The organism is Pseudomonas eucalypticola (genome assembly GCF_013374995.1).
Classification (GTDB): Bacteria; Pseudomonadota; Gammaproteobacteria; order Pseudomonadales; family Pseudomonadaceae; genus Aquipseudomonas; species Aquipseudomonas eucalypticola.
In genome coordinates, this window is sequence record NZ_CP056030.1 from 5,354,406 (window position 1) to 5,379,034 (window position 24,629).

The 24,629-nt window shown below is 63.9% G+C and carries 21 protein-coding genes; 7 read left to right on the forward strand and 14 right to left on the reverse strand.

The window, feature by feature from the left end; all coding sequences use genetic code 11:
* Positions 1 to 65: 65 nt before the first annotated feature.
* Together HWQ56_RS23900 and HWQ56_RS23905 are read left to right on the forward strand one after the other, a co-directional pair.
* Positions 66 to 446 (forward strand): MGMT family protein, encoded by a 381-nt coding sequence (locus tag HWQ56_RS23900; protein ID WP_176571946.1) that lies wholly within the window; start codon positions 66 to 68, stop codon positions 444 to 446.
* A 42-nt stretch (positions 447 to 488) separates the two neighbouring features.
* On the forward strand, positions 489 to 2,042 hold the full coding sequence (locus tag HWQ56_RS23905) for an AmpG family muropeptide MFS transporter (RefSeq protein ID WP_158155317.1): 1,554 nt from the start codon (positions 489 to 491) through the stop codon (positions 2,040 to 2,042).
* 55 nt (positions 2,043 to 2,097) lie between these two features.
* On the opposite strand, the gene HWQ56_RS23910 is transcribed toward HWQ56_RS23905, so the two are convergent.
* A complete protein-coding gene (locus tag HWQ56_RS23910; protein WP_158155315.1) occupies positions 2,098 to 2,934 on the reverse strand; it encodes a mechanosensitive ion channel family protein in 837 nt (278 codons plus the stop codon).
* 99 nt (positions 2,935 to 3,033) lie between these two features.
* Positions 3,034 to 3,513 (reverse strand): YajQ family cyclic di-GMP-binding protein, encoded by a 480-nt coding sequence (locus HWQ56_RS23915; protein ID WP_158155313.1) that lies wholly within the window; start codon positions 3,511 to 3,513, stop codon positions 3,034 to 3,036.
* 171 nt (positions 3,514 to 3,684) lie between these two features.
* Here HWQ56_RS23915 and HWQ56_RS23920 point away from each other — a divergent pair, with 171 nt between their 5' ends.
* From HWQ56_RS23920 to HWQ56_RS23935, 4 genes are all read left to right on the forward strand, one after another.
* Entirely contained in the window at positions 3,685 to 4,635 is a 951-nt protein-coding gene (locus tag HWQ56_RS23920; RefSeq protein ID WP_176571947.1) for a GGDEF domain-containing protein, read from the forward strand.
* Positions 4,635 to 5,555, forward strand: a complete 921-nt coding sequence (locus HWQ56_RS23925; RefSeq protein ID WP_176571948.1) for a putative 2-dehydropantoate 2-reductase — start codon at positions 4,635 to 4,637, stop codon at positions 5,553 to 5,555. Before HWQ56_RS23920 ends, HWQ56_RS23925 begins: the two co-directional genes overlap by 1 nt.
* A 62-nt stretch (positions 5,556 to 5,617) precedes the next feature.
* Positions 5,618 to 7,651, forward strand: a complete 2,034-nt coding sequence (locus HWQ56_RS23930) for a sensor histidine kinase (RefSeq protein WP_158155307.1) — start codon at positions 5,618 to 5,620, stop codon at positions 7,649 to 7,651.
* Between the two features lie 3 nt (positions 7,652 to 7,654).
* Positions 7,655 to 8,218, forward strand: a complete 564-nt coding sequence (locus tag HWQ56_RS23935; protein WP_158155305.1) for a cob(I)yrinic acid a,c-diamide adenosyltransferase — start codon at positions 7,655 to 7,657, stop codon at positions 8,216 to 8,218.
* A gap of 19 nt (positions 8,219 to 8,237) precedes the next feature.
* Here the strand turns inward: HWQ56_RS23935 and HWQ56_RS23940 are convergent, their stop codons facing one another.
* The 3 genes from HWQ56_RS23940 to secA form a co-directional block, all read right to left on the reverse strand.
* Complete coding sequence (locus tag HWQ56_RS23940) at positions 8,238 to 9,182, reverse strand: Nudix family hydrolase (RefSeq protein WP_158155303.1); 945 nt, start codon at positions 9,180 to 9,182, stop codon at positions 8,238 to 8,240.
* 118 nt (positions 9,183 to 9,300) lie between these two features.
* Entirely contained in the window at positions 9,301 to 10,518 is a 1,218-nt protein-coding gene (gene argJ, locus HWQ56_RS23945; RefSeq protein WP_158155301.1) for a bifunctional glutamate N-acetyltransferase/amino-acid acetyltransferase ArgJ, read from the reverse strand.
* Positions 10,519 to 10,635: 117 nt separating this feature from the next.
* Positions 10,636 to 13,374, reverse strand: a complete 2,739-nt coding sequence (gene secA, locus HWQ56_RS23950) for a preprotein translocase subunit SecA (protein WP_158155299.1) — start codon at positions 13,372 to 13,374, stop codon at positions 10,636 to 10,638.
* A gap of 287 nt (positions 13,375 to 13,661) precedes the next feature.
* Here secA and HWQ56_RS23955 point away from each other — a divergent pair, with 287 nt between their 5' ends.
* A complete protein-coding gene (locus tag HWQ56_RS23955; RefSeq protein WP_158155298.1) occupies positions 13,662 to 14,120 on the forward strand; it encodes a DUF721 domain-containing protein in 459 nt (152 codons plus the stop codon).
* A 60-nt stretch (positions 14,121 to 14,180) separates the two neighbouring features.
* Here HWQ56_RS23955 and lpxC read toward each other — a convergent pair whose 3' ends face one another.
* From lpxC to murD, 9 genes are all read right to left on the reverse strand, one after another.
* Positions 14,181 to 15,092: a UDP-3-O-acyl-N-acetylglucosamine deacetylase gene (gene lpxC, locus HWQ56_RS23960; RefSeq protein WP_008365412.1), complete on the reverse strand. Its 912-nt coding sequence runs from the start codon at positions 15,090 to 15,092 to the stop codon at positions 14,181 to 14,183.
* 112 nt (positions 15,093 to 15,204) lie between these two features.
* Positions 15,205 to 16,395 (reverse strand): cell division protein FtsZ, encoded by a 1,191-nt coding sequence (gene ftsZ, locus HWQ56_RS23965; protein ID WP_158155296.1) that lies wholly within the window; start codon positions 16,393 to 16,395, stop codon positions 15,205 to 15,207.
* 60 nt (positions 16,396 to 16,455) lie between these two features.
* Entirely contained in the window at positions 16,456 to 17,715 is a 1,260-nt protein-coding gene (gene ftsA / locus HWQ56_RS23970) for a cell division protein FtsA (protein WP_158155294.1), read from the reverse strand.
* Positions 17,716 to 17,729: 14 nt separating this feature from the next.
* Positions 17,730 to 18,599 carry a cell division protein FtsQ/DivIB gene (locus HWQ56_RS23975; RefSeq protein ID WP_158155292.1) on the reverse strand — a complete coding sequence of 290 codons (870 nt, stop codon included), beginning with the start codon at positions 18,597 to 18,599 and terminating at the stop codon, positions 17,730 to 17,732.
* A 4-nt stretch (positions 18,600 to 18,603) separates the two neighbouring features.
* Positions 18,604 to 19,563, reverse strand: coding sequence for a D-alanine--D-alanine ligase (locus tag HWQ56_RS23980; protein WP_158155290.1), 960 nt, complete (start codon positions 19,561 to 19,563; stop codon positions 18,604 to 18,606).
* Positions 19,560 to 21,014 (reverse strand): UDP-N-acetylmuramate--L-alanine ligase, encoded by a 1,455-nt coding sequence (murC, locus tag HWQ56_RS23985; protein ID WP_158155288.1) that lies wholly within the window; start codon positions 21,012 to 21,014, stop codon positions 19,560 to 19,562. Before murC ends, HWQ56_RS23980 begins: the two co-directional genes overlap by 4 nt.
* Positions 21,007 to 22,077: an undecaprenyldiphospho-muramoylpentapeptide beta-N-acetylglucosaminyltransferase gene (gene murG / locus HWQ56_RS23990; protein WP_158155286.1), complete on the reverse strand. Its 1,071-nt coding sequence runs from the start codon at positions 22,075 to 22,077 to the stop codon at positions 21,007 to 21,009. The genes murC and murG overlap by 8 nt, the downstream gene beginning before the upstream one ends.
* Positions 22,067 to 23,281, reverse strand: a complete 1,215-nt coding sequence (gene ftsW, locus HWQ56_RS23995; RefSeq protein WP_158155284.1) for a putative lipid II flippase FtsW — start codon at positions 23,279 to 23,281, stop codon at positions 22,067 to 22,069. Before ftsW ends, murG begins: the two co-directional genes overlap by 11 nt.
* Complete coding sequence (gene murD / locus HWQ56_RS24000) at positions 23,278 to 24,624, reverse strand: UDP-N-acetylmuramoyl-L-alanine--D-glutamate ligase (protein ID WP_176571949.1); 1,347 nt, start codon at positions 24,622 to 24,624, stop codon at positions 23,278 to 23,280. Before murD ends, ftsW begins: the two co-directional genes overlap by 4 nt.
* Positions 24,625 to 24,629: the final 5 nt, after the last annotated feature.

Consider the following 24,629-nt stretch of genomic DNA (forward strand, 5'->3'; position numbering starts at 1 on the left):
CAGGTTTTCGGAAGAAATCGGGCATCATCCGGATGGAGAGCCCTCGCGCAAGGACAGACCGACGAATGCCTGATGAGTTCAGTAATCAATTGCAACAATTCGGTGACAATGGGCCCGTGGATGCGGCGTCGGAACGTCGCATGGCACTGTATCTAGCCTTGGGTCAAGTGCCGCCGGGCAAGGTCGTCACCTACGGTCAACTCGCCGACATGGCAGGGTTGGGGCGGGCTGCGCGATGGGTGGGGCGAACCTTGAGCCAATTGCCCGATGGCAGCCAACTGCCCTGGCACCGGGTCATAGGTGCCGGTGGTCGGATAAGTCTGGCGGCGGGAACACCGGGGGGTGAGGAGCAGCGCGCACGATTGCGGGCCGAAGGGGTTCTTTTCATGAATAATCGCGTGGATATACGTCGCCATGGCTGGCGCCCCATGGACCCTAGCGGTTAGAGTGCGCGCTTTGTTTTCGTAAACTGAGGCAGATTCCAGCCCATGCCCCGTAAAACCTGGCGCGCCGCGCTCGCCGCTTATGCCAGCCCTTCGACCCTTGTGCTGTTGTTGCTCGGTTTCGCCGCCGGCTTGCCGTACATGTTGGTGTTCTCCACCCTTTCCGTCTGGCTGCGTGAAGCCGGCGTGGCCCGGGAAACCATTGGCTACGCCAGCCTGATCGGCCTGGCCTACGCGTTCAAGTGGGTATGGTCGCCATTGCTCGACCAGTGGCGCTTGCCTGTGCTGGCCCGCATGGGGCGACGCCGTTCATGGCTGGTGCTGGCACAGTCGCTGGTGATCATTGGCCTGATCGGCATGAGTTTCTGCGACCCGCAAAAACACTTGTCATGGCTGATCGCGATTGCCGTGATGGTGGCCTTCGCCTCCGCCACCCAGGACATCGCGGTAGACGCCTACCGCCTGGAAATCGCCGAAGACAACACCCAGGCCGCCCTCGCCGCCAGCTACATGGCCGGTTACCGCATCGCCGCGCTGCTGGCCACGGCGGGGGCGCTGTTCTTTGCCGAAGCCTTTGGCTCCACGGGTTATGCCTACATGCACAAAGCCTGGGCGGGCACCTACATGCTGTTTGGTGTGCTGATGGTGCCTGCGCTGATCACCACCCTGGTGATGCGCGAGCCAGACGTGCCCCTGCGCACCCAGCTGTCTGCCGGGCGCTACAAGTTCGGCCACCAGCTGGTGTCGGTGTTCGTGCTGATCATCTTGCTGATCTCCGTGCCGGCCATGTTCACCCAGCTCTACAACACCGATTTCGCCAGCGTGCTGTTCCACGGTGAAAGCCTGCTGGACCTGTTGCTGACGGATCGCGCCTTCCTGCGCGCCATTCTCTACATCACCCTGACCGCCCTGTGCCTCTCGTCCATGGGACGTCGTGGCCTGGCACCGGTGCTGACCCCGGTCAGCGACTTCGTGGTGCGCTACCGCTGGCAAGCGCTGCTGCTGCTGGGCCTGATCGCCACCTACCGCATGTCGGACACGGTGATGGGGGTGATGGCCAACGTGTTCTACATCGACCAGGGCTTCACCAAGGACCAGATCGCCAGCGTCAGCAAGATCTTCGGCCTGGTCATGACCCTGCTCGGCGCCGGTATCGGCGGCCTGCTGATCGTGCGCTTCGGCATCCTGCCGATCCTGTTCATCGGCGGGGTCGCCTCGGCGGCCACCAACCTGCTGTTCCTGACGCTGGCCGACATGGGCCCGAACCTGAACATGCTGATCGTCACCATCTCGCTGGACAACTTCAGTTCGGGCATGGCCACCTCGGCCTTCGTGGCGTACCTGTCGAGCCTGACCAACCTCAAGTTCTCGGCCACCCAGTACGCGTTGCTCAGCTCGATCATGCTGCTGCTGCCGCGCCTGATTGGCGGCTATTCGGGGGTCATGGTGGAGAAGTTCGGCTACCACAACTTCTTCCTGATCACCGCGGTGCTGGGCGTGCCGACACTGTTCCTGATTGCCTTGCACTGGCACCAGGAAGGGCGAGGCAAGCCTATGGAGCCTTCAGATGAACGCCCGGTGAGCGAGACGCCCTCATAGGGCTGTCATATCCCATAACGGCAAGAAAAAGCCCCAGAACGGGGCTTTTCGTTTACTAGGCGTTTTCCGCCACGACCCGCACCACACGCTGCGGAAACGGGATATCGATCCCGGCCGCACGCAGGCGGTCGCGAATCTCGGCATTGATCATGTTGGTCACACCGCCCAGGTCCGACGTGTTCACCCACAAGCGCAGCGAAACCGTGATAGCGCTGTCACCCAGGTTGGACACCACCGCTTCCGGCGCCGGCGACTCCAGTACCCGTGGGTCCTTGGCCAGGTCCAGGAGAATTTCCCGGGCCTTCTGCAGGTCCGCGTCGTAGTCCACGCCGATGTCGTAGGTGATCTTGCGGGTAGGCTGGCGGTTGGTGTTGGTAATGATGCCGTTGGACAGCGGGCCGTTGGGCATGATCACTGTCTTGTTGTCGCCGGTGCGCAGCACGGTGTGGAAGATCATGATGTTGTCCACGGTGCCCTGCACGCCCTGGGCTTCGATCCAGTCGCCAATGCGGAAAGGACGGAACAGCAGGATCAGGACCCCGCCGGCGAAGTTCGCCAGGCTGCCTTGCAACGCCAGGCCCACGGCCAGGCCGGCGGCACCGATGGCGGCGACGAATGAGGTGGTCTCGATGCCGATCATCGACGCCACGCTGACGATCAGCATCACCTTCAAGGCAATGTTGGCCAGGCTACTGATGAAGCCTTGCAGGGCCAGGTCGGCGTGGCGCAAAGCCAGCAATTTGCCCACGCGCAGGGTCAGCTGGTTGATCAACCACCAGCCGATGGCCAGGGTGACCACCGCCAGCAGCACGCGGCTGCTGTACTGCATGATCATGGGAATCCAGGTCTGGGATTTCTGGACGAGTTGGTCCACTTCAGCGTTCACATCCATAAGGCTCTCCTAATGCCGGTCGGCGCAATCGTTTCACCCGCGCCACGGGTTTGGGACGCCTTCAGACCCTTCAGGTTCCCCTCGGCGCCCCCCGGTCCATCAGTCGCGGAAGTTGTTGAACTGCAACGGCATGTCGAATTCCTTGGCGCGCAGGGCCGCGATGGCTTCCTGCAGGTCGTCACGCTTCTTGCCGGTGACGCGCACTTGTTCGCCCTGAATCGCGGCCTGGACCTTGAGCTTGGCGTCCTTGATGTGGGCGACGATTTTCTTCGCCAGCTCCTTGTCGATGCCTTCACGCAGGGTAGCTTCCTGCTTCATCACCTTGCCCGAGGCATAAGCGTCCTTGACCTCCAGGCACTTGACGTCGAGCTTGCGCTTGACCAGGGCCAGCTTCAGGATCTCGACCATCGCTTCGAGCTGGAACTCGGCCTCGGCGGTGAGGGTAACGGTCAATTCCTTGAACTCGATGGTGCCTTTGCCTTTCAGGTCGTAACGGCGGTCCAGTTCCTTCACCGCGTTCTCCACGGCGTTGGTGACTTCGTGTTTGTCCAGCTCGGACACTACGTCGAACGAGGGCATGAAAAATTCTCCAAAAAAAAACGGCGCAGCTCGATACAGATGGAGCACGCCTGGCTTGACGGTTAAAATGCCGGATCATTATAACGGTTGCCAGCATCGCACAACGCCCCTTCGTGCCTGAACTTTGCCGCACGAGCGGGCAACTCGTCGCCCTCCCCCAGTGAGCCGCACATGCCGAACCCGAATCTGAGCGTCGTAGTGGTCCAGGATGATCCCGCCAAGGCCGAACAACGGGTGGCCCTGCTCAAGCAGGCCGGTTGCCAGCATGTAACCCACTGCCGCCACACCGACGCCCTGGCGCGCCAGGAGCAGCAACCCGCCAGCCTGATGCTGCTGGAAGGCCCCACCGGCCTGGCCCTGGCATCGCAGGTACGGCAATTCGACGAAATGGGCGAGCATTACACCTGGATCCTGCTGGTCAGCGACCAGCCCGCCGCCCAACTGCTGGATGAAAGCGCCGACCTGGGCATCGATGACGTACTGGCGCCCCACGCCCTGGCAGACCAGCTGCCGGCGCGACTGCTGGCCGCCGAGCGCTTGTACAACACCGTGCAGCGCCTGCGCCAGGAAAACAGCCTGCTGCGCCAGAACATCGCCAGCCTGGAACAGCGCAACCTGGTGGACTCGCTGACCGGCCTCGGCAATGCCCGCTACCTGGGCCAGAAACTGACCGACTGCCTGCGCCAGGTCCAGGCCCGCGGCGGTGCCCTGTGCTACCTGCTGATCGGCCTGCAGAATGCCGATAGCCTGCAACGTGAACATGGCAGCGATTTCTACGATGAACTGCTGCAAGGCGTGGCCCGGCGCCTGCAGCAGATGGTGCGGCCCCTGGACATTCTCGGCCGCCTGGACGACCAGCACTTTGTACTGCTCACCTTGCCGCCCGACTTGCAGGAGTGCGCGCCCAGCAGCTTCAAGCGCTTGCATGATGGCCTGAACCTGAAGGCGTTCATCACGGCCAATGGTTCGGTGCAGGTGGTGGCCGGCATCAGCCTGATCGGTGCCGACAGCCACAGCCTGCCGGACTCGCCCCAGGCGTTGTTCGAAGAGGCCCGCACGTTGCTGGACGAGTCGTACGACAGCGGCCTGGTCAGCGCCAAGCGCCTGCCGGTGCGCGGCTGATGACAGCCGTGACCTGGCATGTGCTGGGCGCCGGCAGCCTGGGCACCTTATGGGCCTGCCGCCTGGCACGCGCCGGGTTGCCGGTGGCGCTGCTGCTTCGTGATGCCGCGCGGCTGCGCCAGTACCAGGCCGCCGGTGGCCTGACGCTGGTAGAACAGCAACACACCGAGCTTTACCCCCTGGCCGCCGACACGGTCGCGGGCACGGCGCCCATCCGGCGCCTGCTGGTGGCCTGCAAGGCCTACGATGCCGAGCACGTGGTGGGCCAACTGGCGGCACGCCTCGCACCGGGCACCGAGGTCATCCTGCTGCAGAACGGCCTGGGGAGCCAGGACGCCGTGGCCGCGAAAATACCCCATGCCCGCTGTATTTTCGCCTCCAGCACCGAAGGGGCCTTCCGCTCGGCCGACTGGCAGGTGACGTTCGCCGGCCACGGCTTCACCTGGCTGGGCGACCCTGCCCAGCCCACCGAACCGGACTGGCTCGCCGAGCTGAGCGCCAGCGGCATACCCCACCAGTGGAGCGTCGATATCCTCACCCGCTTGTGGCGCAAACTGGCGCTCAATTGTGCTATCAACCCCCTGACGGTGCTGCATGATTGCCGCAACGGCGGCCTGCAGCTGCACCCCGCCCAAGTGGCAACCTTGTGCGCCGAGCTGGGCGAATTGCTGGAACACTGCGGCCAGCCCGAAGCCGCCGTCGACCTGCACGATGAAGTGCAGCGGGTGATACAGGCCACCGCCGCCAACTATTCGTCCATGCACCAGGACGTAAGCCAGGGCCGGCGTACCGAGATCAGCTACCTGCTTGGCTATGCCTGCGCCGCCGCTCAGCGCCACCAGCGCAGCCTGCCGCACCTGCAACAACTGCACACGCAACTGGTCCAACACCTGCAGGCCCTCGGCCTGCCCAGTACCTGAGGCCGCCGCGCGCTTTGATACACTCAAGGCTCAGAGCCCTCTCCCGGAAAACGGAACCGTCGATGCCTTTGCGCCAGCGCCTCGAAAACCTGCCGGTGGGCCAGAAACTGCTCGCCGCCCTGCTGGTCTTGCTGACCACTGTACTGCTAGTGGCCAACCTGACCTTCATCAGCGCCGCCTACTGGATCTCCCAGGAAAGCATGGCGCCCCAGGCCCTGCAGACCATCGGCAAGCTGGTCACCAACCCGGCCCTGGCCATCGAGGCCCTGGACTCGCCGCAGAGCGCCAAGGCGCTGCTGGACGAGCTCAACAGCTATTCGCCCCTGCGCGCTGCCGCGGTGTACGACACCGATGGCAAGCTATTGGCCGAATTGCAGCATGGCCAGCAACTGAAACTGCCCGAGCGCTACCGCAACCTGGAGAAATGGCGCCAGACCGAGTTTCGCAGCACCCAGCTGGTGAACCTGCCTCGCAGCGGCAGCCCGCCCGGCCATTTGCTGCTGGTGGCCACCAGTGAATTGCCCATGGCCTTCTACACCGGCACCCTGACCGCCAGCCTGGGGATCCTGGTGTTCAGCGTGCTGCTGTGGCTGGTCATTGCCCGTCAGATCAAGCGGCTGATCACCCAACCCATCTACCAATTGGAGCAACTGTCCCGCCAGGTGACCCGCGAGGAAAACTACGCGCTGCGGGCCGGGCCGGGCAACCATGATGAAATCGGCAGCCTGGCGGAAGCATTCAACACTATGCTCTCGCGCATCGAAGCACGCGAGCAGCAGCTCAAGCGGGCCCGCGACGATTCCCAGGCCGCTTACGACCAGGCCCAGGGCCTGGCCGAGGAAACCCGCCACACCAACCGCAAGCTTGAGCTGGAAGTACAGGTACGCAGCAAGATCGAGAAAAAACTCACGGGTTTTCAGAACTACCTCAACAGCATCATCGACTCCATGCCGTCGGCGCTGATCGCCCTGGACGAGCAGCTCTACGTCACCCAGTGGAACCAGGAAGCCAGCGCCTTGTCCGGCACGCCCCTGGACGAAGCGCTGAACCAGCCGATTTTCCTGGCCTTCGAGCCGCTCAAACCGTTCCTGCCGGAACTCAAGAACACCGTGGAGCGCCACACCGTGGCGAAGATCGAGCGTGTGACCTGGGTCAAGGACGAGGTGGCCCACCACTACGCCCTGACCTTCTACCCCTTGATGGGCGGTGCTGGCCGCGGGGTGGTGATCCGTATCGACGACATCAGCCAACGCCTGTCGCTGGAAGAAATGATGGTGCAGTCGGAAAAAATGCTGTCGGTGGGCGGGCTGGCCGCCGGCATGGCCCACGAAATCAACAACCCCCTGGGGGCCATCCTGCACAACGTGCAGAACGTGCGCCGGCGCCTGTCCCCTGACCTGCCGCGCAACCTGGAAGCCGCCAGCGAAGCCGGCATCGACCTGGCCACGGTGAACCGCTACCTGCACACCCGGGAAATTCCGCAGCTGCTGGACGGCATTCAGCAGGCGGGCGCCCGCGCCGCCAAGATCGTCACCCACATGCTCAGCTTCAGCCGCCGCAGCAACCGCCAACTGGCGCCCTGCGACCTGCCGGCATTGATCGACCAGGCAGTGGACATCGCCGGCAACGATTTCGACCTGGCCATCGGCTTCGACTTCAAGGGCCAGAACATCATCCGCCAGTTCGACCCCAACCTGGGGCCGGTGCCCGGCACGGCCAACGAGCTTGAACAGGTGCTGCTCAACCTGCTCAAGAACGCCGCCCAGGCCATCCACCAGCGCCCGGAAGGCGCAGAGCCGGGGCGCATCACCTTGCGCACGCGCCTGAACCCGCCGTGGGCCGAGATCCAGGTGGAAGACAATGGCATCGGCATGCCCGAACAAGTGCGCAAGCGCACCTTCGAGCCGTTCTTCACCACCAAGGAAATCGGCCAGGGCACGGGCCTGGGGCTGTCGGTGTCCTATTTCATCATCACCAACAATCACAAGGGGCAGATGGAGGTGCAGTCCACTCCCGGGCTGGGCACCTGCTTCACCCTGCGCTTGCCGCTGGTCACCAGCCCGCTGCCGGCCATCACTGCAACCTCGGAGACGTGAACCATGGGCTTTCGCCTGTCGAAGATCTACACCCGCACCGGCGACCAGGGCGAAACCGGCCTGGGCGACGGCCGCCGGGTGGGCAAGGACCACCCAAGGGTGGAAGCCATGGGTGAGGTGGACACCCTCAACAGTCAGCTGGGGCTGCTACTGGCGGGCTGTGCCGAGGATGCACGCTTGAGCGAGGTGGTGGACGCCTTGGCGCCTTGCCAGCACCGCCTGTTCGACCTGGGGGGTGAACTGGCGATGCCAGCCTACCAGGCGCTGAACGGGGCCGAAGTGGAGCGGTTGGAGCAAGTGATCGACCGTTGGAACGAGGAGTTGGGGCCGCTGGAAAATTTCATTCTTCCGGGTGGTTCGACACTGATTGCCCAGGCCCACGTATGCCGCAGCCTGGCGCGCAGCGCCGAGCGCCGCTGCCAGCACCTGAACGCGGTGGAACCACTGGAAGGCGTGGGGCTGGCCTATATCAACCGCTTGTCGGACCTGCTGTTCGTGGCGGCGCGCTTCATCGCCCGTCGCCAGGGCATCGCCGAGATCCTCTGGCAGGCAGCGCCGCGCCCTTGAACGCGGCCACTGCCGCGGCTCAGGCGGCAGGCCAGAAGGCGCGGATACCGGCCACACCTTGAGCCCCGATGTCCCACGCACGCTGCTTGTCTTCGGGCCCTACACCGCCCAGCAGGAACACCGGGTAGTTGAACCCGGCGATCAGTGCGGCGGCTTGGTCCCAGCCCAGTGGCTGCGCGTCGGGGTGGGTCTGGGTCGGCTGTACCGGCGACAGGGTGACGAAATCAGCGCCCATCTGCTGGGCCAGGGCCAGTTCCTCGGCGTCATGGCAAGAGGCGGCCAGCAACCGCTCACGTGGAAACGGCCGCCCCTTGCTGGCGTACTTGCGCAGTTGCTCAGCCGTCAGGTGCCAGCCGGCCGAGGGGAAGTCGCCCAGCCACTCCAGGGGCCCCTTGAGCATCAGTTGCGCCTTGCCAGCACACAGCCCCACGGCGTCCACGGCCAGGTCGCGGTACTTGGGATCGTAGCCATTGGGTGCGCGCAATTGCACCAACCGGGTGCCCTCGGCAATGGCCTTCTGGATACCGCGCAGCAGCTGCGGGGTTTCCAAACCGTCGGGGGTAATCAGGTACTCACTGGCCAAACCCGCCGCCTTGACGATCGGCCGGTTGGCTTCCGGAAATTCGTAGTTGGGCAGCTCCCGGGCAGTCACCCAGGCCAGTGGCTGGCCCTCGGCACCGTGGGGCTGGCCGGTGAAAGCAGTGACTTCCCAGACGTCCAGCAACACCTGCTTGTCGGGGTAGTCATGCTGCACCTTGATCAACGGGCGTGCGGTGGTGACCTGGATACCCAGCTCTTCCGCCAGCTCCCGGGCCAGCGCCGCGCGCACGCCCTCGCCCTCTTCCACCTTGCCCCCGGGAAACTCCCAGAGGCCACCCTGGTGCTGGGTGTCGGCACGGCGGGCGATGAGAATACGGTTGTCAGCACCGCGGATGACCGCGGCGGCTACATGAATGCGTTTCACGATTCCCTCCAGTATCGCAGCGCGCCCTTCCCGCGCTTCGCCCCGTGCCACAAGAGGCATGGGCTGCCCCTGTGGGACCGGGCAAAGCTCGGGAAGGCCACGCCGCGGATCCCAAGTCTTACGTACGGTATTCGGCGTTGATCTTCACGTACTCGTGGGACAGGTCAGTGGTCCAGATGGTCTCGCTGCAGTCCCCACGTCCCAGTTCGATACGAATGGTGATTTCCTCGCGCGCCATCACCGCCGAGCCCTGCTCCTCGGTGTAGGTGGCCGAGCGGCCGCCGCGGCTGGCAATGCACACTTCGCCCAGGTAAACGTCGATCTTGCTGACGTCCAGGTTCGGCACGCCGGCACGGCCCACGGCCGCCAGGATACGGCCCCAGTTGGGGTCGGAAGCGAACAGTGCGGTCTTGATCAGCGGCGAGTGCGCCACGGCATAACCGACGTCCAGGCATTCCTGGTGGTTACCGCCACCGTTGACCTGCACGGTGACGAACTTGGTGGCGCCTTCGCCATCACGGACGATGGCCTGGGCCACTTCCATGCACACGTCGAACACCGCCTTTTTCAGCGCGTCGAACAATGGGCCGCTGGCTTCGGTCACTTCCGGCAGGTTGGCCTGGCCGGTGGCGATCAGCATGCAGCAGTCGTTGGTGGAAGTGTCACCGTCGATGGTGATGCGGTTGAACGACTTGTTGGCGCCGTCCAGGATCAGGTCCTTGAGCACCCCAGGGGCGACCTTGGCGTCAGTGGCGATGTAGCCGAGCATGGTAGCCATGTTCGGGCGGATCATGCCCGCGCCTTTGCTGATGCCGGTGACGGTGATGGTCACGCCATCGATCTCGAACTGACGGCTGGCGCCCTTGGGCAGGGTGTCAGTGGTCATGATGCCGGTGGCGGCAGCAGCCCAGTTGTCGACCGACAGATCGTCCAGGGCAGCCTGCAAGGCGCCTTCGATCTTTTCGACCGGCAAAGGCTCGCCGATCACCCCGGTGGAGAACGGCAGCACAGCGCTGGCGTCAACGCCGGCCAGCTTGGCCAGGCTGGCGCAGGTGCGCTCGGCCGCAGCCAGGCCCGGCTCACCGGTGCCGGCGTTGGCATTACCGGTGTTGGTCAGCAGGTAACGCACGGCGCCCTGCACACGCTGCTTGGCGATGATCACCGGGGCGGCGCAGAACGCGTTGAGGGTGAACACGCCAGCCACGCTGGAGCCTTCGGCGCAGCGCATGACAACGACATCCTTGCGCCCGGGGCGCTTGATGCCCGCCGAAGCGATGCCAAGTTCGAAACCTGCAACCGGGTGCAGCGTCGGCAAAGGGCCCAGACCAACAGCCATGAGAACACTCCTGGAAAGACAGACGCCGTATTCCAACACACGGCGTTAACGATGGAAAAACGCCGCGACGGCTGGAAGCCGGTCGCGGCGCGGATGTTTCAGGTCAGAGCCGGATCGTCAGTTGATCTGGCCATGACAGTGCTTGAACTTCTTGCCCGAACCACACCAGCAGAGCTCGTTGCGGCCCAGCTTCTGGTCGTTGCGCACGGGCGCCTCGGCCAGGGCGACATCTTCACCCTCTTGCGCCAGCACTTGCGGCGCGTCCAGGCCGGGAGCCTCGGCGTGCTCGAACTGCATGCGCGCGGCCAGGTCTTCGGCTTCCTGACGCAGGCGTGCCTCTTCCTCGGCCGGGTCTTCGCGGCGCACCTGAACATGCGACAGCACGCGGATGGTATCGCGCTTGATCGAGTCCAGCAGTTCCTGGAACAGGGTGAACGACTCGCGCTTGTACTCCTGCTTCGGGTTCTTCTGGGCGTAGCCACGCAGGTGGATACCGTGACGCAGGTGGTCCATGGTCTGCAGGTGGTCTTTCCACAGGTCGTCGAGCACGCGCAGCAGAATCTGCTTCTCGAAGGTGCGCAGGGCATCGGCGCTGGCCTGCTCTTCCTTGTCGTTGTAGGCAGCCAGCAGCTCGGCCAGCAGCTTCTCACGCAAGGTTTCTTCGTAGAGATGGTCGTCTTCGTCCAGCCATGCCTGAATTGGCAGCTTGACGCCGAAGTCGTTCAGCAGCGCGGCTTCCAGGCCAGCCACGTCCCACTGCTCGGGCAGCGACTGTGGCGGGATGTGGGCGCTGACGGTGCTGTCCAGGACTTCCTGACGGAACTCGGCGATGGTGTCGCCGATGTTCTGCGCGGCCAGCAGGCTGTTACGCATGTGGTAAATGACTTTACGCTGTTCGTTGGCAACGTCGTCGAATTCCAGCAATTGCTTGCGAATATCGAAGTTTCGGCCTTCGACCTTGCGCTGGGCCTTTTCGATGGCATTGGTGACCATGCGGTGCTCGATGGCCTCGCCGGCCTGCATGCCCAGGGCCTTCATGAAGTTCTTCACCCGGTCAGAAGCGAAGATGCGCATCAGGCTGTCTTCCAGCGACAGGTAGAAACGGCTGGAACCGTTGTCACCCTGACGGCCGGCACGGCCACGCAGCTGGTTGTCGATACGGCGCGACTCGTGGCGCTCGGAAGCGATCACGTGCAGGCCGCCGGACTCCAGCACTTGCTGGTGACGCTTCTGCCAGTCGGCCTTGATCTGGGCGATCTGCTCAGGGGTCGGGCTGTCCAGGGAAGCGACTTCCACTTCCCAGTTGCCGCCCAGCAGGATGTCGGTACCACGGCCGGCCATGTTGGTGGCGATGGTCAGCGCACCCGGGCGACCGGCCTGGGCGATGATTTCCGCTTCCTTCTCGTGGAACTTGGCGTTGAGCACCTTGTGCTCGATGCCTTCCTGGCGCAGCAGGTTGGACATGTGCTCGGAGGTCTCGATGGTGGCGGTACCCACCAGCACGGGACGGCCCTGGGCCATGCTTTCCTTGATGTCGGCGACGATGGCGGCGTACTTCTCGTCCGCGGTCAGGTAGACCAGGTCGTTGAAGTCCTTGCGCGCCAGCGGCTTGTTCGGCGGAATCACCATGACCTGCAGGTTGTAGATCTGGTGGAACTCGAACGCCTCGGTGTCAGCGGTACCGGTCATGCCGGATAGCTTGTTGTACAGGCGGAAGTAGTTCTGGAACGTGGTCGAGGCCAGGGTCTGGCTTTCGGCCTGGATGTTCAGGTTTTCCTTGGCCTCGATGGCCTGGTGCAGGCCTTCGGACAGGCGACGGCCCGGCATGGTGCGGCCGGTGTGCTCGTCGACCAGCAGGATCTGGCCGTCCTGGACGATGTATTCCACGTTGCGGTGGAACAGCTTGTGGGCGCGCAGGGCTGCGTACACGTGGGTCAGCAGGCCCAGGTTGTGCGCCGAGTACAGGCTCTCGCCTTCGGCCAGCAAGCCGACCTGAGCCAGCATTTCCTCGACGAACTGGTGACCGGCTTCGTTCATCTCCACCTGGCGAGTCTTCTCGTCGATGGTGAAGTGACCGGCCTTGGTGACCTGGCCTTCCACTTCTTCGATGTGCTGCTCAAGGCGCGGGATCAGGCGGTTGATCTCGGTGTACAGCTTGGAGCTGTCTTCGGCCTGGCCGGAGATGATCAGCGGGGTACGGGCTTCGTCGATGAGGATGGAGTCGACTTCGTCGATCACGGCGAAATTCAGCTCACGCTGGAATTTCTCTTCCAGGCTGAATGCCATGTTGTCGCGCAGGTAGTCGAAACCGAACTCGTTGTTGGTACCGTAGGTGATATCGGCGGCGTAGGCGGCGCGTTTTTCCTCTGGCGGTGCGAAGGGCGTGACGACGCCCACGGTCAGGCCGAGGAATTCGTACAGCGGACGCATCCAGTTGGCGTCTCGACGGGCCAGGTAGTCGTTGACGGTGACCACGTGCACGCCCTTGCCGGACAGTGCGTTGAGGTACACGGCCAGGGTGGCCACCAGGGTCTTGCCTTCACCGGTGCGCATTTCGGCGATCATGCCTTCATGCAGGGTCATGCCACCAATGAGCTGGACGTCGAAGTGGCGCATGCCCATGACACGCTTGCCCGCTTCACGGCATACCGCGAAGGCCTCAGGCAGAAGCTTGTCGAGGGTCTCGCCTTTTGCCAGGCGGGCCTTGAACTCTTCGGTCTTGGCGCGCAGCTGCTCGTCCGAGAGGGCCACCATTTGCTCTTCGAAGGCATTGACGATCTGTACCGTCTTGAGCATGCGTTTGACTTCACGCTCGTTCTTGCTTCCAAAAAGTTTCTTTAACAAAGGCGCAAACATATCGGCAGGTTCTTCCACACATAGGGATGGAGGGCGGCCCCGTGAGTCGCCCGTGCAGCCCTCATGGCCGCATGCGAACGAGCATTCTACCCGGAAACGATGAGGAGGAAAGTGGCGTTGTATCCACGATGCTGGCACGGCGCTTTGACGGGGCCTTTTCACAATAAGGGCTTTTTTCTCAACTTCAACCCATCGGGTGAAGAAGTTATGTAACCAAACGGGTGGGCCCGGCAGGAAATCAGGCGTTTCTGCTACCATGGGCGCTCTGTAACTTCAGGTTTCCCACTATGGCCTACCGCCCCCTCCCGGCCCGGGCGCCCGCCGTCCTGCTGCGCGAGGCCCGGCCGCTCAAGGCGCTGTTCAGCCACGCCCAGCGGCTTTCGCACCTGCAACGCCTGCTGGAAAGCCAGTTGCAACCAGCTGCCCGCGAACATTGCTACGTGGCGTCGTGGCGCGAGGGTTGCCTGCTGCTGATTGTCACTGATGGCCATTGGGCTACACGTCTGCGCTATCAGCAGAAACGCCTGCAGCGTGACCTGCAGGCCTTGCCGGAATTCGACAACCTGACGCGGATCCTGTTCAAGGTGCAGCCCCCCACCGTGCAGAACCGCACGGCAGAGCGCAACGTCGATCTGCCCAGCAGCGCGGCGGAGACCTTGCAGTCCACGGCCGAAGGCATCACCGACCCGAACCTGCGCGCGGCGCTGGAGCGCCTGGCGGCACACGCGGGCAGGTCCAAAAGCTGACAATAAAAAAGGCCACCCGAAGGTGGCCTCAATGACATCTAGAGAAGAGAGTGTTCGATCTTACACTGCCGCCACGGGACGCATGTAAGAGATCGGTGCCGTACTGGCATCTTCGAAGGTCACCACTTCCCAGGCATCCTTCTGCTCGATGAGCTTGCGAAGGAGCTGGTTGTTCAGCGCATGGCCGGACTTGAAACCACGGAACTCACCAATCAGGCTGTTGCCCAGCAGGTAGAGGTCACCGATGGCGTCGAGGATCTTGTGCTTGACGAATTCGTCTTCGTAGCGAAGGCCGTCTTCGTTCAACACGCCATCCTTGTCCACCACGATAGCGTTTTCAACGCTGCCGCCGAGCGCGAGGTTGTGCTTGCGCAGGTACTCGATATCGCTCATGAACCCGAACGTGCGGGCACGGCTGACTTCCTTCACGAAGGACGTGCTGGAAAAGTCGACGCTGGCGCTCTGGGTGCGGTTGCGGAACACCGGGTGGTCGAAATCGATCTCGAAGCTCACCTTGAACCCGTCGAATGGCACGAAAGTGGCGCGCTTGTCGCCATCTTCCACTGTCACTTCGCGCAGGATGCGGATGAATTTCTTGGCTGCGTCCTGTTCTTCCAGGCCGGCAGATTGAATCAGGAATACGAAGGGTCCTGCACTACCATCCATGATCGGGACTTCGGACGCGGAGAGCTCGACGTAGGCGTTATCGATGCCCAGGCCAGCCATGGCCGAGAGCAAGTGCTCAACCGTGTCTACCTTGGTATCGCCGTTGACCAGAGTGGTCGACATCGTGGTCTCGCCGACATTTTCCGCTCGCGCAGGAATCTGCACCATTGGATCCAGGTCGGCACGACAGAAAACGATGCCTGTATCCACGGGTGCCGGCTTGAGGGTCAGGTATACCTTCTCCCCAGAGTGCAGGCCGACGCCGGTGGCACGGATAATATTCTTCAGGGTGCGTTGTTTAATCATGGCATTGGCCGCTTCAGCGCAAATTGCGAACTGGTATCAACAAAGGCTGGCGATAATAGCAGACCCGGCCTTTGCTGAACACCAATCACCTTCATAGCCCTGATAAATTCCATCAATCAGCCTGACGACGCAGGAAAGCTGGAATGTCCAGGTAGTCCAGATCGTCTTGCGGGTTGAGCTTGGCCGCCTGTGCAGCGCCGGCGTGAGCCTGGTTGCGCATGACGGTCGGACGGTCCAGGTCGCGGTAGTTCACCGACGGCTGTTCCTGACGGGCGGGGGCCTGGGCCGGCGCCTGCTGGGCTGCTGTCTGCAAGGTGTTGTCGATGATCTTCACGGGTTTCTCGATCTTCGCACCCAGGCCGGTGGCGACCACGGTCACGTGCAGCTCGTCGCGCATGTCCGGGTCGATGACGGTACCGACCTTGACCATGGCGTGGTCCGACGCGAACGCCTCGATGATGCTACCCACGTCGGAGTACTCACCCAGGGACAGGTCAGGGCCGGCGGTGATATTCACCAGGATGCCACGGGCGCCCTGCAGGTTGACGTCTTCGAGCAGCGGGTTGCGGATGGCCGCCTCGGTCGCTTCACGCGCACGGTTCGGACCACTGGCGCAGCCAGTACCCATCATCGCCATGCCCATCTCGCTCATGACGGTGCGAACGTCGGCGAAGTCGACGTTGATCATGCCCGGGCGCTTGATGATGTCGGAGATACCGCGAACGGCACCTGCCAGCACATCGTCAGCCTTGGCGAACGCCGACAGCAGGCTGGCGTCCTTGCCCAGGATGGTCAGCAGTTTCTCGTTGGGAATGGTGATCAACGAGTCGACGCTTTCGCTCAGCGCGCGGATGCCTTCATCGGCGATCTGCATGCGCTTGCGGCCTTCGAACGGGAACGGACGGGTCACGACCGCGACGGTCAGGATGCCCATCTCCTTGGCCACTTCGGCAATGATCGGCGCCGCACCGGTACCGGTACCGCCACCCATGCCGGTGGTGATGAAGACCATGTTGGTACCGACCAGTACTTCGGCGATACGCTCGCGGTCTTCCAAGGCGGCCTGGCGGCCCACTTCAGGGTTGGCGCCAGCGCCCAGGCCCTTGGTCACGCCAGTGCCCAGTTGCAGGATGGTGCGCGCACCAATGTTCTTCAGGGCTTGAGCATCGGTGTTGGCGCAGATGAACTCGACGCCTTCGATGTTGCTCTTGACCATGTGATTGACAGCGTTGCCACCGCCACCACCAACACCGATAACTTTGATTACCGGGCTTTGCGGGATGTTGTCTACAAGTTCGAACATGTGCCCTCTCCTTTCATTTCTCTAGTTTTAGCGCCTACTACTGCCTTTGAAACCTGAAACCTAGAAGTTGCCTTGAACCCAACGTTTGAAGCGTTCCAGCACAGGTGCCTTGGGTTCATCGCCATAGCTGCTGCTGTTGTTTCCGAGGCCGGTCAGGGTGGTGCCATCGTTCTGCTTTTGCAGCCCGTACATCAGCAAGCCCACGCCGGTGGAATAAATGGGGTTGCGAACCACGTCGGCCAGCCCGCGTACCGAATGCGGCACGCCCAGGCGGACCGGCATGTGGAAAATCTCTTCGGCCAGTTCGACCGCGCCTTCCATCTTCGAGGTACCGCCGGTCAGCACGATGCCACCGGGGATCAGGTCCTCGTAGCCGCTGCGACGCAGTTCAGCCTGGATCAGGGTGAACAGCTCGTCGTAGCGCGGCTCGACCACTTCGGCCAGGGCCTGGCGCGACAGCTCGCGCGGTGGGCGGTCGCCAACGCTCGGTACCTTGATGGTTTCGCCGGCACCGGCCAGCTTGGCCAGTGCGCAGGCGTAGCGGATCTTGATCTCTTCGGCGTACTGGGTCGGCGTACGCAGCGCCATGGCGATGTCGTTGGTGACCTGGTCGCCAGCGATCGGGATCACTGCCGTGTGGCGGATGGCGCCTTCGGTGAAGATGGCGATGTCGGTGGTACCGCCACCGATGTCCACCAGGCAAACGCCCAGCTCTTTCTCGTCGTCAGTCAATACCGAGTAGGCCGAGGCCAGTTGCTCGAGGATGATGTCGTCGATTTCCAGGCCGCAGCGGCGCACGCATTTTTCGATGTTCTGCGCAGCGTTGACCGCACAGGTGACCACATGGACCTTGGCTTCCAGGCGCACGCCCGACATGCCCAGCGGCTCGCGTACGCCCTCCTGGTTGTCGATGGAGTAGTCCTGCGGCAGGGTGTGCAAGACCCGCTGGTCAGCCGGAATGGCCACGGCCTGCGCGGCGTCCAGCACGCGCTCCAGGTCAGCGCTGCTGACTTCGCGGTCACGAATGGCGACGATGCCGTGGGAGTTGAGGCTGCGGATGTGGTTGCCGGCAATGCCGACGAACGCCGAGTGGATACGGCACCCAGCCATCAGCTGCGCCTCTTCCACCGCGCGCTGGATCGACTGCACGGTCGACTCGATGTTCACCACCACGCCCTTCTTCAGGCCGCGCGAGGGGTGGGTACCGATTCCGACGATATCCAGCGAACCGTCATCCGCGACTTCGCACACCAGCGCCACCACCTTGGAGGTACCGATGTCCAGACCGACGATCATTTTCCCGCTTTGCACGTTTGCCATGGTCCTGCCTCTTCTTAATTCTTCGCGACAGCCGCTTGGGCCGCCGGCTGCGCATTCGGTTCCCGCCAACCCACGGCAAGGCCGTTGGCATAGCGCAGGTCGATGCGCGCAATATTCGTGATCTGGTCTTTCAGTGTTTTGTCGTAAATGGCAATGAAGCGGCGCATTTTCTCGACGAGGTGGTCACGCCCCAGCAACAACTCGATACCGGGGCCTGCGCTTCCTGCGCCGGTGGTGAGGAACCAGCTGCCGCGTTCGCGCAATTCCAGCCGGGCAATGGAGAAGCCCAGCGGGCGCAGCATCTGGCTCAACACCTGGTATTGCTGCATGACCTGCTGTTGCGCACGCTGCGGCCCGAACAGCTGCGGCAGGTGCTCATAGTTGGCCAGCTCGCGCGGCGCGAACGCCTCGCCCTGGTTGTTGAGCAACGCCGAGTCCCCCCAACGGGCCACGGGCAGTTGCTCTTCCAGCCGGATCACCACCTGGTCGGGCCATACGCGGCGAACTTCAGCGTGGGCGATCCACGGCATCTGTTCGAGTTCGGTGCGCATGCTGGTCAGGTCGATGGTGAAGAATGTCGACGCCACGTACGGGGCGATGCGCTGCTGCACTGCCTGCTGGCTGATGTAGCTGAGGTCGCCCTGCACGTTGATCTTGGTGATCGGCCGGTCGGCATAGGGCATCAGGTAGATGGCGCCCTCATAGGTGCCGACGCCCAGTACCACCAGCAGCACGGGCCAGAACAGCTTCTTGAGGAAGCTGAAGTTGGCCTTGCGCACCCGCGCCCCCATGGGCTCCTGCGCCACCATGCGGCTGGCGCCGCGGGGCACCGGCTTGTTGCGGCCGGGTACGGGTTGCTGATGACGAAGCGTCGCGCCGTTCATGGGTTTACCCTCGAGCCTCTACGCTGTCGGCCAGGATCGCCAGCACCAGTTGCTGGAAATCGATGCCGGCGGCGCGAGCTGCCATGGGGACCAGGCTGTGGTCGGTCATGCCTGGGGCCGTGTTGACTTCAAGCAGCCAGAAACGCCCTTGCTCGTCCTGCATGACATCGGCGCGTGCCCAGCCTTCAATGCCGATGGCGTCACAGGCACGGGCCGTGAGGTCGATCAGCTCTTGTTCGCGGGTAGCGTCGAGGCCGCACGGGATTCGATACTGGGTATCGTTGGCCACGTATTTGGCGTCGTAGTCGTAGAACGAATGGGTGGTGCCCAGGGCAATCGGAGGCAGGACCTGGCCGCGCAGGGTCGCGATGGTGAATTCAGGACCCTGAATCCATTGCTCCACCAGGACTTGCGAATCGTAGGTGCTGGCTGCTTTCCATGCGCCGATCAATTCCTCGACGCTGGTCACTTTGGCCATACCGATACTTGAACCTTCATGGGCCGGTTTGACGATCAAAGGGAAGCCCAGTTCCGCGCCCGCGGAAATACAATCCGATTCGCTGGCCAATACCGCGTGCAGCGGGGTCGGCAAGCCAAGGCTCTGCCATACCTGCTTGGTGCGCAGCTTGTCCATGGCCAGGGCCGAAGCCAGGATGCCACTACCGGTATACGGGATATCCAGGCACTCCAGCAGGCCCTGCATGCTGCCGTCTTCACCGCCACGGCCGTGGAGAATAATGAAGGCGCGGTCGATCTTCTCGCTTTGCAGGCGCGCCAGCAGGTCATCACCCACGTCCAGGCCGAACGCGTCCACGCCTGCGCCTTGCAGGGCTTCCAACACGGCAGCGCCGGACTTCAGCGAAACCTCCCGCTCGGCGCTCTTGCCACCGTAAAGCACGGCCACCCGCCCGAAGTCCTTCGGGGCAATGGTCGATAGCAGGGAGGATGAGGTGCAGACTGTCATTTCGATTTCCCCTCGCCGGCCTTGTCAGCGGCGAACAACGGACTTTTCAGTAATTGCGGAGCGAGCCCGCCGATATCGCCGGCGCCCTGGCACAGCAGGATGTCGCCGGCACGCAGCAACGGCTTGACCAGGGGTGCCAGCTCGACGCCGCGCTCGATGTAGATCGGGTCCAGCTGGCCGCGCTGGCGGATGCTGTGGCACAGCTGGCGGCTGTCGGCGCCCGGAATAGGCTCTTCGCCGGCCGGGTAGACTTCCATCAGCAACAGCACATTGGCGTCGGCCAGCACCTGGACGAAATCGTCGTACAGGTCGCGGGTACGGCTGTAGCGGTGCGGCTGGTAGACCATCACCAGACGGCGTTCCGGCCAGCCACCGCGCACGGCGCTGATGACCGCGGCCACTTCACGCGGGTGGTGGCCGTAATCATCGACCAGCATCACGTTGCCGCCGTCCACCGGCAGCTCGCCGTACACCTGGAACCGCCGGCCCACGCCCTGGAAGCCTGACAGCCCCTGGACGATGGCTTCGTCACTGACGCCTTCGTCGGTGGCGATGGCGATGGTGGCGAGCGCATTGAGCACGTTGTGGTTGCCGGGCATGTTCACCGACACGTTCAGCGGCTCGCGGTCGCGGCGCAGCACGGTGAAGTAGGTCAGCATGCCGTCCTGGCGGATGTTGATGGCGCGCACGTCGGCTTCTTCGCTGACACCGTAGGTCAGGGTCGGGCGGGCGATCTGCGGCAGAATCTCGCGCACCACCGGGTCGTCCAGGCACACCACGGCCAAACCGTAGAACGGCAGGTTGTGCAGGAAGTCGACGAAGGTTTTCTTCAGTTTGTTGAAGTCGCCACCGTAGGTGGCCATGTGGTCGGCGTCGATGTTGGTGACCACGGCCACCAACGGCTGCAGGTGCAGGAAGCTGGCATCGCTTTCGTCGGCTTCGGCGATCAGGTACCGGCTGGTGCCCAGCTGTGCGTTGGTCCCGGCGGCGTTCAGGCGGCCACCGATAACGAAGGTCGGGTCCAGGCCACCGGCGGCGAAGACCGAGGCGATCAGGCTGGTGGTGGTGGTCTTGCCGTGGGTGCCGGCCACGGCGATGCCGTGGCGGTAGCGCATCAGCTCGGCGAGCATCTCGGCGCGTGGCACCACGGGAATGCGACGTTCAAGGGCGGTAGCCACTTCCGGGTTGGAAGTGTTCACGGCGCTCGACACCACTAGCACGTCGGCGTTAGCGGCGTTCTCGGCGCGGTGGCCGATGAAGATGTGCGCACCGAAGGACTCCAGGCGCTCGGTGACCGGCGACGCCTTGAGGTCGGATCCCGACACCTGGTAACCCAGGTTCAGCAGGACTTCGGCGATGCCGCACATGCCCACGCCGCCGATGCCGACGAAGTGGATGCGGCGGATGCGGCGCATTTCCGGCTGCGGAATGGCCTTCTGGTTCTCAACCATGGGCCACCTCCAGGCAGACATCGACAACGGTACGGGTTGCATCGGGCTTGGCCAGGCGGCGTGCGGTGCTCGCCATGGTGTTGAGTTTTTCCGGTTGCATCAAAACCTCGTTCAGGCGCTCAGCCAGCTCGGCTGCGCCGGTTGTCGCTTGTGGCATCAGGAAGGCAGCGCCTTCGCGGGCCAGATATTCGGCATTGCGGGTCTGGTGGTCGTCGATGGCATGGGGCAAGGGCACCAGCACCGACGCCAGGCCGGCGGCGGCCAGCTCGCTGACGGTCAGCGCGCCGGCGCGGCAGACCACCATGTCGGCCCAGCCATAGGCCTGGGCCATGTCCTTGATGAACGGCGCCACTTGCGCCTCGATGCCGGCCTCGCGGTAACGCTGGGCGGTCACTTCACCATGCTGCTTGCCGCACTGGTGGAAGACCTCGGGCCGAATGGCCTCGGGCACCAGCGCCAGGGCGGCGGGAATCAACTTGTTCAAGGGTTCGGAGCCCAGGCTGCCACCGGTCACCAGCAAACGCGGCTTGCGCCCGGCCAGGGCCTGGCGCGGGGTTTCCAGGAACAGTTCGGTGCGCACTGGGTTACCGGTGGTACGGCGCTTGGCGGACGCGGCGAAGGTGTTGGGGAACGCCTCGCAGATGCGCGCCGCCAGCGGGGCCAGCAGGCGATTGGCAGTACCGGCCACGGCATTCTGTTCGTGGACGATCACGGGCACGCCGCTCAGCCGCGCGGCCAGGCCGCCAGGGCCGGTCACGTAACCGCCGAAGCCGACCACGCACACGGGCTTGAGCTGGCGCATCACCTTGCGCGCCTGCAGCAGCGCGCGCACCAGCACGAACGGCGCCTTGAGCAGCGACAGCTTGCTCTTGCCACGCAGGCCGGCGACGTTGATCAGGTGCAGGGGCAGGCCCGCCTGCGGCACCAATTCGTTCTCGATGCCGCGCGGGGTGCCCAGCCAATGCACGGTGTAGCCGCGGGCCTGGAATTCCCGAGCGCACGACAGCGCCGGGAACACGTGCCCGCCGGTACCACCGGCCATGATCAATACGTTACCGGCCACGGGCAGGCTCCTCGGCGAAGTCGCTCTCGTTGAACTCGGTTTCTTCACTGCCCAGGTGCGTGCGGCTCTCCCACTCGATGCGCAACAACAAGCCCAGACAGGCGCAGCAGATCACCAGCGAACTGCCCCCGTAACTGAGGAAGGGCAAGGTCAGGCCCTTGGTCGGCAGCAGGCCGACGTTCACGCCGATGTTGATCAGGAACTGGCCGATCCACAGGAAAGACAGGCCGTAGGCCATGTAGGCGGCGAAGAACTGCTTGGAACGCTCGGCCCACACGCCGATGTACATGCCGCGAATACACACGAACACGAACAGTGCCACGGTGCACAGCGAACCGACCACGCCCAGCTCCTCGGCCAGCACCGAGAACACGAAGTCGGTGTGCGCTTCAGGCAGGTAGAACTGCTTCTGCACGCTGTTGCCCAGGCCAGCGCCCAACCAGCCGCCGCGGCCGAACGCGATCAGCGCCTGGGTCAGCTGGTAGCCGGAACCGAACTGGTCGGCCCACGGGTCGGTGAAGGTGGTCAGGCGCGCCATCCGATACGGCTGTGCCTGCACCAGGATGAACACTGCGGCCACGGCCAGCACCACCATCAGGGCGAAACGGAACAGCCCCACCCCACCGAGGAACAGCATGGCCGCCGCGGCGCCCATCATGACCACGGTGGCGCCGAAGTCGGGTTCCATCAGCAGCAGCACGGCCATGGGCAGCAGCACGATGAACGGCTTGAAGAAGCCCATCCAGGTTTCGCGCACTTCCTTCTGTTGGCGGATCAGGTAACCCGACAGGAAGATCACCACGAACACCTTGGCCACTTCCGAAGGCTGCACGTTGAACGCACTGAAGCCAATCCAGCGCATGGAGCCGTTCACCTCGCGGCCGATACCGGGCACCAGCACCAGCACCAACAGGCCGAAGGCGCCCAGCAGCATCACCCAGCCCAGGCGCTGCCAGGTGGCGATGGGAATCATCATGGTGACGCCGCAGGCCCCCAGGCCCAGCACCAGGTACACCAGGTGGCGGATCATCATGTACAGCGGGTTGCCCGATTGCACTGCGGCCACTTCGGAGGAAGCCGAGGTGATCATCACCAGGCCCAGGCCCAGCAGGGCCAGGCAGCCGGCCAGCATCGGGAAGTCGACATCGATGCCGCGGCCGGTAATCAGCGGCGACGGGTATGGCTTGATCACGCCAAAGATCATGACAAGCCCTCCACGGCCTGGGCGAACAGGCGCCCACGCTCTTCATAGTTCTTGAACATGTCCAGGCTCGCGCAGGCTGGCGACAGCAGCACGGCATCGCCGGGCTGGGCCAGGGCCGCGCATCGTTCGACGGCTTCGTCGAGGGTCTTGACCCGCACCAGGGGCACACTGTCGCCCAGCACGGCGGCAATCCGTTCAGCGTCGCGCCCCAGCAGCACCACAGCGCGGCAATGGGCAGCCACCGGTGCCTGCAGGCTGGAAAAATCGGCGCCTTTGCCATCGCCACCGGCCACCAGCACCAGCTTGCCGTCGATGTCGGCACCCAGGCCTTCGATGGCGGCCAGGGCGGCACCGACGTTGGTGGCTTTGGAGTCGTCGTAATAGTTGACACCGCCGCGCTCGCGCAGCCACTGGCAACGGTGCGCCAGCCCGGTGAACGTACGCAGGGCAGCCAGCATCGGTTCGAACGGCAGGCCCACCGCGTGGCCCAGGGCCAGGGCGGCCAGGGCATTGGCCTGGTTGTGGGCACCGCGGATCTTCAGCTCGCTGACCGGCATCAGGTTCTGGAATTCGAACGCCAGGTATTTCTGGCCGTTTTCTTCACGCAGGCCGAATGCCTTGAAGTCAGGTTTGTTCAGGCCGAAAGTCCAGCATGGCAGCCCCTCGCCCATCAGCGGCCGGGTCAGGGCGTCCTGGCGGTTGTAGACCACCTGGCGCGCGCCACGGAAGATCCGGTGCTTGGCCAGGTGGTACGCCGGCAGGCCGCTGTAGCGGTCCATGTGGTCTTCGCTGATGTTCAGCACGGTGGCCACTTCGGCATTGAGCTGGTCGGTGGTTTCCAGTTGAAAGCTCGACAGCTCCAGCACGTACAGTTCGACGTCGTCGGCCAGCAGGTCGAGGGCCGGGGTGCCGAGGTTGCCGCCCACCGCGACGCGCTTGCCGGCGGCAGCGGCCATGTCGCCCACCAGGGTGGTGACGGTGCTCTTGGCGTTGGAACCGCTGATGGCGACGATAGGTGCTTGCGCGTTACGCGCGAACAGCTCGATGTCACCCGACAGCTTCACGCCACGGGCAGCCGCCTGCTGCAGCGCCGGAGTGGCCAGGGCCAGGCCGGGGCTGACCAGCAGCTCGCTGGCACGGCACAGGAATTCCACGTCCAAGTCGCCGCAACGCACTTCCACGTGCGGGTAGTCACGGCGCAGCGTCGCCAGCTCCGGCGGATTCGCGCGCGTGTCGGCCACGGCAAAGGCAACGCCCCGGCGCGCCAGGAAGCGCACCAGGGACATGCCGCTCTTGCCGAGGCCGACAACGATGCGGAATTGGTCAGAAGCGATCAGAGACACTCGTT